This is a genomic window from Desulfovibrio faecalis (assembly GCF_053570625.1).
On sequence record NZ_JBRBQR010000001.1, the window covers coordinates 1,979,893 to 1,993,604 of the forward strand.

The 13,712-nt window shown below is 58.2% G+C and carries 11 protein-coding genes; all 11 read left to right on the plus strand.

Going from position 1 to position 13,712, the window contains the following annotated elements:
- Positions 1-87 precede the first annotated feature (87 nt).
- The 11 genes from ACUZ79_RS08810 (at position 88) to ftsZ (ending at position 13,612) form a co-directional block, all read left to right on the plus strand.
- Positions 88-1,542 (plus strand): UDP-N-acetylmuramoyl-L-alanyl-D-glutamate--2,6-diaminopimelate ligase, encoded by a 1,455-nt coding sequence (locus ACUZ79_RS08810; RefSeq protein ID WP_449251352.1) that lies wholly within the window; start codon positions 88-90, stop codon positions 1,540-1,542.
- On the plus strand, positions 1,533-2,981 hold the full coding sequence (locus tag ACUZ79_RS08815) for a UDP-N-acetylmuramoyl-tripeptide--D-alanyl-D-alanine ligase (protein ID WP_449251353.1): 1,449 nt from the start codon (positions 1,533-1,535) through the stop codon (positions 2,979-2,981). Before ACUZ79_RS08810 ends, ACUZ79_RS08815 begins: the two co-directional genes overlap by 10 nt.
- 152 nt (positions 2,982-3,133) lie before the next feature.
- Positions 3,134-4,210: a phospho-N-acetylmuramoyl-pentapeptide-transferase gene (gene mraY, locus ACUZ79_RS08820; protein WP_240824482.1), complete on the plus strand. Its 1,077-nt coding sequence runs from the start codon at positions 3,134-3,136 to the stop codon at positions 4,208-4,210.
- A gap of 11 nt (positions 4,211-4,221) precedes the next feature.
- Complete coding sequence (gene murD, locus ACUZ79_RS08825; RefSeq protein WP_449251354.1) at positions 4,222-5,526, plus strand: UDP-N-acetylmuramoyl-L-alanine--D-glutamate ligase; 1,305 nt, start codon at positions 4,222-4,224, stop codon at positions 5,524-5,526.
- Positions 5,523-6,701 carry a putative lipid II flippase FtsW gene (gene ftsW / locus ACUZ79_RS08830; protein ID WP_240824480.1) on the plus strand — a complete coding sequence of 393 codons (1,179 nt, stop codon included), beginning with the start codon at positions 5,523-5,525 and terminating at the stop codon, positions 6,699-6,701. Before murD ends, ftsW begins: the two co-directional genes overlap by 4 nt.
- Positions 6,683-7,747 carry an undecaprenyldiphospho-muramoylpentapeptide beta-N-acetylglucosaminyltransferase gene (gene murG / locus ACUZ79_RS08835; protein ID WP_240824479.1) on the plus strand — a complete coding sequence of 355 codons (1,065 nt, stop codon included), beginning with the start codon at positions 6,683-6,685 and terminating at the stop codon, positions 7,745-7,747. The genes ftsW and murG overlap by 19 nt, the downstream gene beginning before the upstream one ends.
- A gap of 75 nt (positions 7,748-7,822) precedes the next feature.
- On the plus strand, positions 7,823-9,196 hold the full coding sequence (gene murC / locus ACUZ79_RS08840; RefSeq protein WP_240824478.1) for a UDP-N-acetylmuramate--L-alanine ligase: 1,374 nt from the start codon (positions 7,823-7,825) through the stop codon (positions 9,194-9,196).
- Positions 9,189-10,079, plus strand: a complete 891-nt coding sequence (gene murB / locus ACUZ79_RS08845) for a UDP-N-acetylmuramate dehydrogenase (protein ID WP_449251355.1) — start codon at positions 9,189-9,191, stop codon at positions 10,077-10,079. Before murC ends, murB begins: the two co-directional genes overlap by 8 nt.
- The gene (locus ACUZ79_RS08850) at positions 10,064-10,948 is read left to right on the plus strand and encodes a cell division protein FtsQ/DivIB (protein WP_240824475.1); all 885 of its coding nucleotides are present in this window, start codon (positions 10,064-10,066) and stop codon (positions 10,946-10,948) included. The genes murB and ACUZ79_RS08850 overlap by 16 nt, the downstream gene beginning before the upstream one ends.
- A 69-nt stretch (positions 10,949-11,017) precedes the next feature.
- The gene (gene ftsA, locus ACUZ79_RS08855; RefSeq protein WP_022659333.1) at positions 11,018-12,253 is read left to right on the plus strand and encodes a cell division protein FtsA; all 1,236 of its coding nucleotides are present in this window, start codon (positions 11,018-11,020) and stop codon (positions 12,251-12,253) included.
- Positions 12,254-12,298: 45 nt separating this feature from the next.
- Complete coding sequence (ftsZ, locus tag ACUZ79_RS08860) at positions 12,299-13,612, plus strand: cell division protein FtsZ (protein ID WP_240824474.1); 1,314 nt, start codon at positions 12,299-12,301, stop codon at positions 13,610-13,612.
- The last annotated feature ends 100 nt before the right edge of the window (positions 13,613-13,712 follow it).

Sequence of the window (13,712 nt, forward strand, 5' to 3'; positions counted from 1 at the left end):
CGCATCGCGCGCGGGGTTGCGGGTTGAATTGCGCGCGCCGCCGGGACTAAATTGGGGTATTTGCCCCGGTTATGCAGTGAGGTTGATATGGAACGGGAATTTGCAGCCCTTCTTGAACAGTGCAGACGCGGCGGTATTGAAGTGCGCGTCGATTCTCGTCAGGTCAATTCCGGCGATATCTTTGTTGCCGTGCCTGGCGTTAACGAAGACGGGGCGCGTTTTATTCCCGCCGCAGTAGCCGCAGGGGCTTCCATTGTTGTTTGCCGCCCCGGCGGAGCGGAGGAAGCCGCAGCACTTGCTGGCGGTTGCCGCGTTGTGCACCATTCCGACCCGCGCGAGGCGCTGTGGCGTCTGGCGGAGGCCCGCTGGCGCACCAGTGAACTGCCGCTCAAGATCGTGGGCGTCACTGGCACCAACGGCAAGACCACCTGCTCCTATCTGCTCGAACAGCTCTTTGCGCAGGCCGGGCACAAGCTTGGCGTCATGGGCACGGTCAGCTACCGCTGGCCCGGTCATGCGGAAGCCGCGCCCCTCACCACGCCCGATGCCCTGAGCGTGCACGCCATGCTGGCCGCCATGGCCAAGGCGGGCGTGGATGTGGCGGTGATGGAAGTGTCCTCCCACGCCATTGACCAGCAGCGCGTCTGCGGCGTGCCTTTTTCCGGCGCAGCCTTTACCAATCTGACGCAGGATCATCTGGATTATCACAAGAGCATGGAAAGCTACTTCCAGGTCAAGGCCCGTCTATTCCTGGAACTGCCCCGGCCTGACAAAGCCATGGCTGTCAACGCAGATGACCCCTGGGGCCGTCGCCTGCTGGAGCTGTGTCCCACGGCGCTTTCCTTTGGTTTGCAAAAAGGCGCGCTGAACAAGCGTCACCTCTGGGGTGAACTGCTTTCTGCCGGAACAGACGGCTGCCACATGCGTATGCATCTTGAGGGCAGCAAGTGGGAACTTCGCTCGCCTCTGGTGGGCGCGTTCAACGCTTCCAACCTGCTGGCCGTACAGGCCGTTGCCCTTGAAATGGGTATTGAGCCTGAGGCCTTCAAATCTCTTGAAAGTTTTACGGGCGTGAGCGGACGGCTTGAACGTGTGGAAAATCCCCAAGGATTAAATGTATTTGTAGATTATGCCCACACGCCGGACGCGCTGGAAAACGTTTTGCAGGCCCTGCGGGGGGCTGGATTCAAACGCGTTGTTACTGTATTTGGCTGCGGCGGCAATCGCGACCGCACCAAACGTCCCCTCATGGGCGAGGCTGTCGCCCGCTGGTCTGACGTGGCAGTGCTGACCTCCGACAATCCGCGTTTTGAAGAGCCGGAAGCTATTTTGCAGGATGTTCTGCCCGGTTTGAAATCCGCCCGCGAAGTCGTGGTTGAGGTTGACCGCCGCGCGGCTACCATCAAGGCGCTGAAAATGCTCGGCAAGGACGATGCATTGCTTATTGCAGGCAAGGGCCATGAGGATTATCAGATCATCCAGGGTGTCAAACACCACTATAGCGACCAGGAAGTAGTTAGGGAGTTTCTTCATTGCGACTGACCTACAATGAAATAGCGGCCCATCTGGGCCTGAGCGCCCTTGAGAGCGACATTGCGCTGACCGCCACAGTGACGGACAGCCGCGAGGCCGCGACCGGGGCTCTCTTTGTCTGCATCCCCGGCAGCAGGGTGGACGGGCATGACTTTGTGCCTGCCGCCGTGGAGCTTGGGGCTTCTGCCGTGTTGGCCTCACGGGCTCTGCCCGGTGCGGGTGTGCCAGTGCTGGTGGTGGAAGATACGGTCAAGGCCCTTGGCAGCATCGCCGCCATGTGGCGCGACAAAACAACCGCCAGAGTTGTGGGCGTTACCGGCACAGCGGGCAAGACAACGCTCAAGGAAGTGCTGGCTCAGGTTCTTTCCGTGCGCGGCAAAACCGCCAAGAATGCTCTGAACAACAACAACCAGATCGGCATGCCCCGCGCCATGCTCGCCACTGACGGCGATGAAGATTTTTGGGTCATGGAGGCTGGCATCAGCCATGAGGGCGACATGGAAGAACTGTCGTCCGTTATGCGCCCCGACATTGGCCTTATACTTAACGTCGGCGCAGGCCATACCGAAGGCCTCGGCAGCAAGGGCGTGGCCTGGCACAAATCGCGCCTGCTCACCAACCTTGCCCCCAAGGGCATAGGCCTTGTGTGCGCCGATTATCCCGAACTTGTACGCGAGGCCAGAGCCACCGGCGCGGAACTGCATTTTTTCAGCGCCACAGGCCGGGCCGTGGAATACCGTGCCTCATACGCAGGGCCAGCGCCTGCACAGGCCGACAGCCGCGATGATGCCGCAACTGGCATTGATGCGCCGGACGACAGGCGCGGCCTGTACCACCTCTGGCTTGACGGCGCGCGGTGCGACGTTACCGCCCCTTTCAGGGGTGAGTACGGCGCGGAAAATGTTATAGCCGTTGCCGCCGCCGCCCATCTGCTGGGCCTGAGCACTGCGGAAATTGCGCAGGGTCTGGCCCAGAGCGAACTGCCCGTGCAGCGGTTCAATCAGACGCGCGTGGGCAAGTGGCTGCTTATTGACGATACCTATAATGCCAACCCGCTTTCCATGCGTCGTATGCTTGATGCAGCGGCAGAGCGCGCCGCTGGCAGGCTTTTTGTGCCTGTGCTTGGCGAAATGCTCGAGCTAGGGGCGCAGGCTGCGGCAGAGCACGAAGCCCTCGGCAAACACCTGGCTGAACTTAAACCTGCGGCAGTATTCTGGAAAGGCGGCCACGGCGAAAATATCCGCGCCGGGCTGACCTGTGGGGGCTATACAGGGCCATGGTTCGAGGTGTATGACGCTGCGGCTTTTGCTGCTGCATGGGCCCAATTGACGGCCAGTGCATTTGCCGAAAACAAGACCGGCGGCGTAGCCCTGTTCAAGGGATCACGCGGCAACAGGCTGGAATGTCTGCTCCAGACTCTCACAGAGCCGGAGGCCGTGCGGGGCTGAGGGCCATGATCAAAAACGCCGCCTGCTGGAGCGTTGCTATTTGAAACAGGCATTGGCGGATTACTCCGCTCAAGCCCGGTTTCAGGGTTTAACTGCTTTAAAGAACGGGCATAAAACGGTCTGCACACGACCAAAAGAACGGATTACGCTGCATGTTCTATAATCTCTTTGTCCCCCTTGCGTCCGAATGGACGGTATTCAACGTTTTTCGGTACATCAGCTTCCGCTCGTTGGCCGCGCTCATTACTGCTCTTGTGCTTTCGATTCTCATTGGTCCCCGTTTTATCGGCTGGCTCCGCAGCCTCAAATGCGGCCAGTATATTCACGAAGACGTTGCCGCCCACGCCTGCAAGGCCGGCACCCCCACCATGGGCGGCCTGCTCATGCTGTTTACGCTCACTGTCAGCCTGCTGTTGTGGTCTGATTTGACAAATCCCTATATCTGGCAGGCTTTTCTTGTTTTTGCGGGTTTCGGAGCCGTTGGCTTCTGGGACGACATTACCAAGTTGCGTCACCACAAGAACAAAGGGATTTCCGGCAGGTCCAAGATGGCGGGGCAACTGGTCATTGCCTGCGCGGCAATGGTGCTGCTCTACATTAACCCCGATTACAGCAGCAAACTGACCATACCTTTTCTGAAAGAAGTTACCTTTGATCTGGGCTGGTTTTATTTGCCCTTTGGCGTGTTTGTCATGGTGGCCTCTTCCAACGCCGTTAATCTGACGGACGGTCTGGACGGCCTTGCAATCGGGCCTTCCATTGTGGCTTGCCTTGTTTTTTCCATCTTTATCTATATCACGGGCAACGCCCGCTTTGCCGGATACCTGCTGCTGCCCTACATGCCCGGCGTGGGCGAGGTCACAGTGTTCTGCGCGGCGCTTGTGGGCGCGGGCCTTGGCTTTTTGTGGTTCAACGCCTATCCGGCCCAGGTATTCATGGGCGATGTGGGTTCGCTTTCGCTCGGCGGCGTGCTGGGCTATCTGGCCCTGCTGTGCAAGCAGGAACTTGTTCTTTCAGTGGTGGGCGGCCTTTTTGTAGCCGAAACGCTTTCGGTCATTCTACAGGTCGGCTACTTCCGCTGGACAGGCGGCAAACGTATTTTCCGCATGGCACCCTTGCATCATCATTTTGAGCTCAAGGGCGTGCCTGAATCCAAGATCATCATCCGGTTCTGGATAACTTCCATCCTGTTGGGCCTTGTGGCGCTTTCTGTTCTGAAGCTGCGCTGAGGAGAGGGGATATGGCACTGGAGAAAAATCGCGGCAGACGTATTGAATCCGGCGAACTGGCAGTTGTTGTGGGGGCGGGCCGTTCAGGCCTTGCTGCCGCCAGACTGTTGCGGCGCGCCGGGGCGAGGGTTCGGCTACTGGACAGCAACCTCAAGGCGCTGGCCGGAAGGGAGGTGCTCGCCGCTGAACTTGCTGCCCTTGGTATTGACGTGCAGCTTGGCGAGCATTCTGCCGCGCAGTTTGCAGGCGCAGCCTTTGTGGTGCCCAGCCCCGGCATGCCTGTAGCCAGGCTTGCAGGGCTGGTGGACACGCAGGTTTCTGAAATTCTGGCCGAAATGGAACTGGCCTGGCGCTACCTTGATGATGAGCCAGTGCTGGCCATTACCGGCACCAGCGGCAAAACCACCACGGCCTCTCTGGCTGCCGCCATGCTGCATGAGCAGGGCTATTCCGTGTTTTTGGGCGGCAACATCGGGACGCCGCTTTCGGAATATGTTCTCGGCGGCAAAAAAGCCGATGTGCTTGTGCTTGAGATCTCCAGCTTCCAGTTGCAGGCCTGCACTACTTTTTGTCCGCGCGCGGGCATCCTGCTCAACATCACGCCCAACCATCTTGATTACCATAAGGACATGGCGGAATACACCGAGGCGAAGTTCCGCCTCTTCCGCTGCCAGGACGAAGGCGATCTGGCCGTGCTGGGCGAAGACCTGCAAGGGCTGGCTGAGGCTCACCGCCTCAAGGCGCGCAAGGTTTTTGTAAAAGCCACAGACCGTTTTCCCACAAGCTGCCTCATGGGCGCACACAACCGCATCAATGAAGAAGCCGCATGGCAGGCCTGCCGCCTTTTCGGCGTGACGGAAGCCAGCGCCACCAAGGCCGTTGAGCGCTTTCAGCCTTTGCCGCACCGCCTTGAACGCGTGCGCGAGCTTGGCGGCGTGCTGTACGTCAATGATTCCAAATGCACCACGGTTTCCGCCCTTCAGGTGGCGCTGGAGGCTTTTAACCGCCCAGTGCGGCTGCTCTGCGGCGGCAAGTTCAAGGGCGGCGATCTGGCCGGGCTTGCCGACCTGTTGCGCGCGAAGGTGCAGGAAGTTGTGCTTTTTGGCGCCAGCCGCGAGCATTTTGAAAAGGCCTGGCAGGGGATTGTACCCATAAGCTGGCACGAAACAATGGAACCGGCAGTGCGTTTTGCCTCGGCAAATGCCAAAAGCGGCGACGTGGTGCTGCTTGCGCCCGCCACCTCCAGCTATGACCTGTACAAAAATTATGAACAGCGCGGTGAAGACTTCAAACAGATTGTGGGTAAGCTGTCATGAAGAACATCTTCAGCGGTAAGGAAAAAGCGCCCAAGGTAAACAGCGCCATGGCGAGAGCCACGGAGGAGGGGCCGTTCGCGCCCTTTGACTGGTGGCTTTTCACCATCATGCTGATTATCCTTTCCATTGGTCTTGTGATGGTGCTTTCGGCCAGCGGCATCGTGGCGGAGCAGGTCAACGGCGACAAATACTTTTTCTTCAAGCGTCAGGTCATTTTTGCCCTCGGCGGCGGCGTTGCGCTGTGGAGCGCCGCACTCCTGCCAAGGCACTGGCTGTACCGCATGCAGTATCCTGCGCTCTTTCTTGCGCTGCTCCTGCTGCTGGTGACGCTCTCGCCCCTTACCCCTGCCATCAACGGTGCAAAACGCTGGATCCCGCTGGGTTTTATCTCCATTCAGCCCATGGAATTCGTCAAAATTGCGCTGGCGCTGTACCTTGCGTACTTTATGAGTTCCAAACAGGAACTTATCAAGACGTTCAGCCGGGGCGTCATTCCTCCCTTTGCCGTTACGGGGCTGTTTTGCTTTTTGCTGCTTTTGCAGCCTGACTTCGGCAGCGCCGTCGTTCTGGCAAGTATTCTGTTTTTCATGTGCGTGGCGGGCGGCACCCGCTTTGTCTATCTGTTCTTTTCGGTGGCGCTCGCATGCGGCGGCGCTATGGCGCTGGCCATTTCTTCTCCGTATCGTCTGCGCCGTCTGCTGGCCTTTCTTGATCCTTTTCAGGATGCGCACAACACAGGCTACCAGCTTGTGCAGTCGCTGCTTGCCATTGGTTCGGGCAGCTTCTTTGGCGTAGGCGTTGGCGCAAGCAAGCAGAAGATGTTTTATCTGCCTGAAGCGCACAACGACTTTATCATGGCCGTGCTTGCCGAAGAAATGGGCTTTGTGGGCGTAAGCGCAGTGATGATTCTGTTTGCTCTGCTTTTTTGGCGCTGCTACAAAATCATCATGGGCCAGCGCAATCTGCGCGACCGCTTTACCGCATTCGGCATTACCACCATTCTTGCAATGGGTTCGGTCATGAATCTGGCCGTGGTCATGGGGGTTGCGCCGCCCAAGGGCGTGCCCATGCCCCTCATGAGTTACGGCGGCAGTAACCTTTTGGCCACCATGCTGTGCGTGGGCCTGCTTATGAATTTTTCAAGGACGGCGGACACATGGACAACATCATCCTGACGACCGGCGGCACGGGCGGGCATATCTTTCCGGCATTGGCTGTGGCAGAGGAATTGCGGCGTCGCAATCCCAATGCCAACTTGCTGTTTGTTGGCTCGCTCTACGGGCCGGAAGAACGGCTGATGCGTCAGGCGGGCATTCCATTTGAGGGGCTGCCTGTGCGCGGGCTTTTGGGGCGCGGCTTCAAAGCTGTGGGCGCAGGCGCGCAGATGGCCCTTGCCGTGGGCAAGGCCGTGGGCATTCTGCGCCGCTTCAAGCCCGATGTTGTGGCTGGATTCGGCGGGTATGCCGCATTTGCGCCCATGCTGGCCGCACGTATTCTTGGCGTGCCCGGCGTGCTGCACGAGCAGAACGCCATAGCCGGTGCCAGCAATCGTTTTCTGGCGCGGCTTGCGCGGCGCGTGTGTATTTCTCTGCCCAACACAAGCGGCTTTGATATGAAAAAATGCGTGTTTACGGGCAACCCTGTGAGGGCGGCCGTAAGCGCGGTGGGGCAGGTGGATCGCCACCGGCAGACGCGCCGTCTGCTGGTCGTGGGCGGTTCGCAGGGCGCACATGCGCTCAATGCCTTTATGCTTGAAAATCTGGCGGAATTTCGCGGTGCCGGGGTGGAGATTCGCCACCAGACCGGCATAACCGATGAGGGGAGTGCGCGCGCGGCCTATGTGGCGGCGGGGTATGCGCCCGAATGCGTTTCCGCCTTTATTGACGACATGGCCGGGGCCTATGCCTGGGCCGACGTGGCCCTGTGCCGCGCCGGAGCTAGCACGGTGGCGGAGCTTTGCGCCGCAGGCCTGCCCTCGGTTCTTGTGCCTTTTCCCTATGCCATTCACGATCACCAGACCCGCAACGCCGAAGTGCTGACCCGCAGCGGTGCTGCCGTACTGGTGCCGGAAGGGCGCATGGCCGTACAGGGGATGTCTGACATCCTGCTGCGGCTCCTGACCATGCCCGGCGAACGCGAACCCATGGCCGCAGCCGCGCTTGCCGCAGCCCGGCCTGACGCGGCAGAGCGCGTGGTCGCCGTTCTGGAACAAACAGCGTAAACAGGGCTTCAGCTTTCAATATCCAAGGGTGGACTCAACCCTTTAAATTATCTAGACTTTCTTTAAAGGTAGAGCATGAACAGCAAGATTCGGCGTATTCATATGGTGGGCATTGGCGGCGCGGGCATGAGCGGCATTGCCGAGGTTCTTCTTAATCAGGGCTACGAAGTTTCCGGCTCTGACATGAGTGATTCTGCCGTTGTGCGTCATTTGCGCGACCTTGGCGCACACGTTGCCGTGGGCCATGCAGCGGAAAACGTGGGGGATGTTCAGGTACTGGTAAAGTCCACCGCCATCAACGATGAAAATCCAGAGCTTGTGGAAGCCCGCCGCCGTAATATTGCCATAATCCCCCGTGCCGAAATGCTGGCCGAGCTGATGCGTTTGCGGCAGGGCATCGCCATTGCCGGTACGCATGGCAAGACCACTACAACATCGCTTACGGCATCAATCTTTGATACTGCGGGGCTTGATCCTACAGTTATTATTGGCGGCAGGCTCAATGCGTATGGTACCAACGCGCATCTTGGGCACGGCGAATATCTGATAGCCGAAGCTGACGAATCAGACGGCTCTTTTTTGTGCCTTCTGCCCATCATCAATGTTGTGACCAACGTGGACGAAGACCATCTGGACCACTACAAAACCCGGCAGGGCATTGATGATGCCTTTGTGCAATTCATGAACAACGTGCCCTTTTATGGCCTGAATATCGTCTGCGGCGACGACCCTGGCGTGCGTGCCCTGCTTGCCCGTGTGAAGCGCCCTGTGCTTACCTATGGCTTTGCGGAAGACAACGTGCTGCGCGCCGTGCCTCTTGACTGCGGCGTGCGCAACAACTTTGAAGTGTGGCGCAATGGCGTCAAGCTCGGTCAGGTCAGCCTGCCGCAGCCAGGCCGCCACAATATGCTCAACGCTCTGGCCGCCATTGGCGCGGCTATGGAAGTGGACATCAGCTTTGAAAAATGCGCCGAGGGCCTGAATGGTTTTGGCGGCGTGGGGCGGCGCTTTGAATTCAAGGGAGAAAAGGGCGGTGTGACCGTGGTTGACGATTACGGTCATCACCCGGCGGAAATTGCGGCTACTCTTGCGACAGCGCGGCAGGTTTTTCCCGGTCGGCGCATTGTGGCGGCTTTTCAGCCGCACCGTTTCAGCCGCACACAGGCCCATTTTGGCGAGTTCTGCAAAGTCTTTGACAGTGTGGATCAGCTGCTTCTCACCGAAATTTACGCCGCGTCTGAAAAGCCCATTCCCGGCGTTTCAGGCCAGAGTCTCGCTCAGGGCATCCGTCAGGTTTCCACAACTCCGGTGGAATACTACCAGACCCTTAATGACCTTGCCGCAGCCCTGCCCAATGTGTTGCGCGAGGGTGATGTGCTGCTGACCCTTGGCGCTGGCAGCATCACCCGCCTTGGCCCCGCGTGGCTGGAGGGACAAGACCATGCGTGAGATGCCCGCTCCTTTTCTTGCCCCCCGCACCACGCTGAGAGTGGGGGGTACCGCCATTGCGGAGATAATACTCGAGCGGAGTGAAGATCTTTATCTGCTGCCCGATAAACTCAAGGCCCTTGGCGGCACGCCTCTGGTACTGGGTGCGGGCAGCAATATTCTTGCACAGGACGGCGAATTGCCGCTGGTTCTGATTCGTCCTTTTTTCAATGACGGCCCGGTCATTGTGGGCGAGCACGAAGGCAAGGTTCTGGTTCGTGCAGGAGCGGGCGTTCCCATGGCCCGGCTGCTGCGTTTCTGCGCTGTAAACGGGCTTTCCGGCCTTGAGGGGCTGGTGGGAATACCCGGCAGCGTGGGCGGGGCTGTTGCCATGAATGCTGGCTCGCATGGCGCGGAAACATGTAAAAATATTTATAACATTCAGATATTTGCTGACAACACCATTGAGCGCATCAACGGAAATGCACTGCAGTACGGCTATCGTACCCTCAAAATTAACGGGAAAAAGAATGATTTTATCGTCTTGGAAGCCACATTTGGCTTGACCGTTGCTGAAAGGGATGGCATCTGTAATTGCATGCGTCACAACTTTTTTAAGAAAAAGTCTAAACAACCTGTGACGGCCTGGAGCGCGGGGTGCGTATTCAAAAATCCCACGCCGGAAATGTCTGCCGGGAGGCTTCTTGACGAGGCTGGTTTCAAGGGCAGACAGCTTGGGGGAATGGCTTTTTCAAGCCTGCATGCAAATTTTTTGATTAATGAAGGCAAGGGCAGCGCCACTGCGGCCTTGGCCTTGTTGCAAGAGGCCCGGCAAGCTGTGCGGCAACGGTTTGGCATTGAGCTTGAGCCGGAGGTCAGGATAGTGCCATGCCCCTTGCCCTGAAAAAAAGCGGACGCAAGGCCCGTAACTCCTACACACGAGCATCTGCCCCAGTAAAGAAAAGCGGCGGTGGATCAAAAGTGCGTGGGGGCGGTGTTATTGCGGGGATTTTCAAGAAGCTCAAGGGCTTTAGCGGGCTGAAAAGCCTTGCCGCACTGACAGTGCTGCTGGCCTGCCTGGGGATGATCCTTGCGGGTGTGTGTTATTCATCGCTCTGGCTCTACAACAAGGCCATAACCAGCGATTTTTTCACCACACGCCATGTTGACGTGACCGGCAATGTGCGCCTCTCGCACGATATGGTGCTGCAATACGGCGGCATACGCGAGGGCGACAACAGCCTTGCGGTCAGTATTGCCAAGGTTGAAAGAAACCTGCGCAAGACACCCTGGGTTGAGGAAGTTTCTGTTAAGCGCCTTCTGCCGGACAGGTTTGTTATACGGCTGAAAGAGCGGTTGCCTTCTTTTTGGGTGCATAAGGACGGGGTGCTGTATTACGCCAACGAGCTTGGAGAAATTATAGCGCCGGTTGAGAGCAAGAACTTTCTCTCGCTGCCCACCTTGCGTGTTGATCAGGGGGCAGAAGACGCCCTGCCGTACCTGACGCGCCTGATGAAGGGCATGCAAAGCGGTTTGCTTCCCATAGAGGCGGGGGCGGTTTCGTCCGTCAGCGTGAGCCCCGGCAAGGGCATCGAAATTTATCTTGAAGACAGGGAGATGCGGCTTTCCATCGCAACTGACGATTGGGAGGGCAATCTTTCCCGGTTGAGTCTGACCCTGGGCGATCTGGCCCGCAGACACGAACTGCGCAATGTTCGCGAAATTCGGTCTGTTAACGGCAATGTTTGGGTTTTACTTAACCAGCCAGCGTAAGAAACTTGCGGCATGCGCCAGAGTGGTATGCCGTTGCGACCCGGAGACAGGCGTTTTGAGGAGAATGGCATGAATAAGTCCGAGCTCATCGTTGGCCTCGACATCGGCACCACAAAGATATGCGCTGTGGTGGGCGAGCTGTCGGAGTCGGGTCTTGTAGATGTGGTGGGCATCGGCACCAGTGTTTCCACAGGGTTGCGCAAGGGCGTAGTGGTCAACATTGAACAGACCGTCCAGTCCATCCGCAAAGCTGTGGAAGATGCGGAACTTATGGCAGGCTGCGAAATCCACTCGGTATACGTGGGGATTGCGGGCAGTCACATCATGGGCATCAACAGCCACGGCGTCATTGCCGTCAAGGGCGGCGAGGTTGCACAGCGCGATATTGAACGCGCACTTGACGCAGCCAGGGCTGTGGCCATTCCTGCCGACCGCGAGGTCATCCACATTCTGCCTCAGGAATACATTGTTGATAACCAGCGCGGCATTGCCGACCCGCTCGGCATGGCAGGTGTGCGCCTTGAAGTGAAGGTGCACATTGTTACCGGTGCTGTTTCTTCGGCCCAGAACATTGTGCGCTCGTGCCACCGCAGCCAGCTTGAAGTTGCCGATATTGCCCTTGAATCGCTGGCATCGGCCAAAGCCGTGCTGACCGAAGAAGAACGCGAAATCGGCGTGGCTCTTGTTGATCTGGGCGGCGGCACCACTGATATCGCCGTTTTTGCCAACGATGCCATCAAACATACGGCTGTTCTGGCGCTTGGCGGGCAGAACCTTTCCAACGACATTGCCTTTGGTCTGCGTACTCCCATAGCCTCTGCCGAAAAAATCAAGCTCAAGTATGGTTGCGCCCTTGCCGACCTTGTGCGCAACGATGAATTTATTGAAGTTCCCAGCGTGGGGGGGCGCGAGCCGCGCAGGCTTTCGCGCCAGGTGCTGGCCGAAATATGCGAACCCCGCATGGAAGAAATTCTTTACCTTGTGGATCAGACCCTTGTGCGCTCCGGCTACAAGGACATGATCGGTGCTGGCGTGGTACTTACGGGCGGTACGGCGCTGATTGAGGGTTGCCAGGAACTGGGCGAACAGATTTTCAATCTGCCCACGCGCATTGGCTACCCGCGCAACATCGGGGGTCTGAAAGACGTGGTCAACAGCCCCAAGTTTTCCACAGCGGTCGGACTGTTGCGTTACGGCGCGGAAAAGGAACTTTCCGGCCAGAAAAAATTTACCACACGTAGTGAAAGCGGCGTTTTTGACGGCGTGCTTTCGCGAATGAAAAAGTGGTTTGCGGACATTTCATAACAACCTCAAGCGGGCATTTTGAGGATAGCACAGAGGAGAGGTGTAATGGCTCAGTCTATCGTTGATGATATCGATACCTCGTTGGCCAGCAATGCCAAGATCAAAGTTATTGGCGTAGGTGGTGGCGGCGGTAACGCAGTGCAGAACATGATTGCCTCTGGCCTGCGCGGAGTGCAGTTTGTTTGCGCCAACACCGATGTGCAGGCGCTGAACAAGAACGGTGCCTCCGTTAAGGTGCAGCTTGGTGAAAAACTCACCAAGGGGCTTGGCGCTGGCGCCAATCCCGCCATTGGCCGCGAGGCGGCGGTGGAAAGCGTTGGCAGCATTCGTGAAGCCATCGGCGATGCCGATATGGTCTTTGTTACTGCTGGCATGGGCGGCGGCACCGGTACCGGCGCTGCTCCTGTGGTTGCTCAGGCTGCCAAGGAAATGGGCGTCCTCACCGTGGGTGTTGTGACCAAGCCCTTCAGCTTTGAAGGCGCCAAGCGCAAGCGCGCTGCTGAAGCCGGGCTTGAAGAGTTCAAGCAGCATGTGGATTGCCTGATCACCATCCCCAACGACCGTTTGCTCGCCTTTGCCCCCAAGAAGGCTCCTTTCTCCGAAATGCTTCAGAAGGCTAACGATGTGCTGTACTACGCCGTCAAGGGTATTTCTGACGTCATTGTGGGTGAAGGCCTTATCAATCTCGACTTTGCAGACGTGCGCACCACGATGGCCGAAGCCGGTATGGCCCTGATGGGCACGGGCATCGCCTCTGGCGAAAACCGCGCCCGCGAGGCAGCCCAGCGCGCCATCATGAGCCCGCTGCTTGAAGATGTTTCGCTCGAGAGCGCCAAGGCGGTTCTGTACAACATCACCGCCCCCACAGACATCACGGCCGAGGAAATTGCCGAAATCGGCGACATCATCGGCGACGCTACGCCTGAAGAAGCCAACATCATCTTTGGTGTTGTGTTTGACGACAATATCGGCGACGAAATCCGCCTCACCGTTATTGCCACCGGCATTGATTCTCCTCAGGTTATTCAGCCCGTGCAGGCTCCTGCGGCCACTGTCACCAACTTCCGCAAGCCCGGCCCTGACGCCGTGGTTGCCGAACCGCGCCGCATGAATTCCCGCGCAGCCCAGCAGAGCATGATGGACGAGCAGGAACGCGCCGAGTCACGTTTGCCGCAGTCTGCCCGCCGCACTGAAGTGGAGCGCTGGTACGATGAAAACAGTAACCGTCCTCCCTATCTGCTCAAGCGTGAAGTTGTGGGCCAGCCGCGCCGCCGTGCGCATAATCCCGGCCACGAAGACTTCACCTACGATGAGGATGATTTTGAAATTCCTACCTTCATCCGCACCCAGGCAGACTAATACTGTTGTTGCCTGAGCGCCATGGCAGAATGCTTTCTGCCATGAAGGCCCATGATTTTCAGGGCTTGCCTCTTCGGCCCTGAAATGCCCGCCGGGAGGC

Coding starts and splice junctions, on each gene's coding strand:
- ACUZ79_RS08810 (WP_449251352.1), top strand. CDS start 88: ATGGAACGGGAATTTGCAGCCCTTCTTGAACAGTGCAGACGCGGCGGT.
- mraY (WP_240824482.1), top strand. CDS start 3,134: ATGTTCTATAATCTCTTTGTCCCCCTTGCGTCCGAATGGACGGTATTC.
- murD (WP_449251354.1), top strand. CDS start 4,222: ATGGCACTGGAGAAAAATCGCGGCAGACGTATTGAATCCGGCGAACTG.
- ftsW (WP_240824480.1), top strand. CDS start 5,523: ATGAAGAACATCTTCAGCGGTAAGGAAAAAGCGCCCAAGGTAAACAGC.
- murG (WP_240824479.1), top strand. CDS start 6,683: ATGGACAACATCATCCTGACGACCGGCGGCACGGGCGGGCATATCTTT.
- murC (WP_240824478.1), top strand. CDS start 7,823: ATGAACAGCAAGATTCGGCGTATTCATATGGTGGGCATTGGCGGCGCG.
- murB (WP_449251355.1), top strand. CDS start 9,189: ATGCGTGAGATGCCCGCTCCTTTTCTTGCCCCCCGCACCACGCTGAGA.
- ACUZ79_RS08850 (WP_240824475.1), top strand. CDS start 10,064: ATGCCCCTTGCCCTGAAAAAAAGCGGACGCAAGGCCCGTAACTCCTAC.
- ftsA (WP_022659333.1), top strand. CDS start 11,018: ATGAATAAGTCCGAGCTCATCGTTGGCCTCGACATCGGCACCACAAAG.
- ftsZ (WP_240824474.1), top strand. CDS start 12,299: ATGGCTCAGTCTATCGTTGATGATATCGATACCTCGTTGGCCAGCAAT.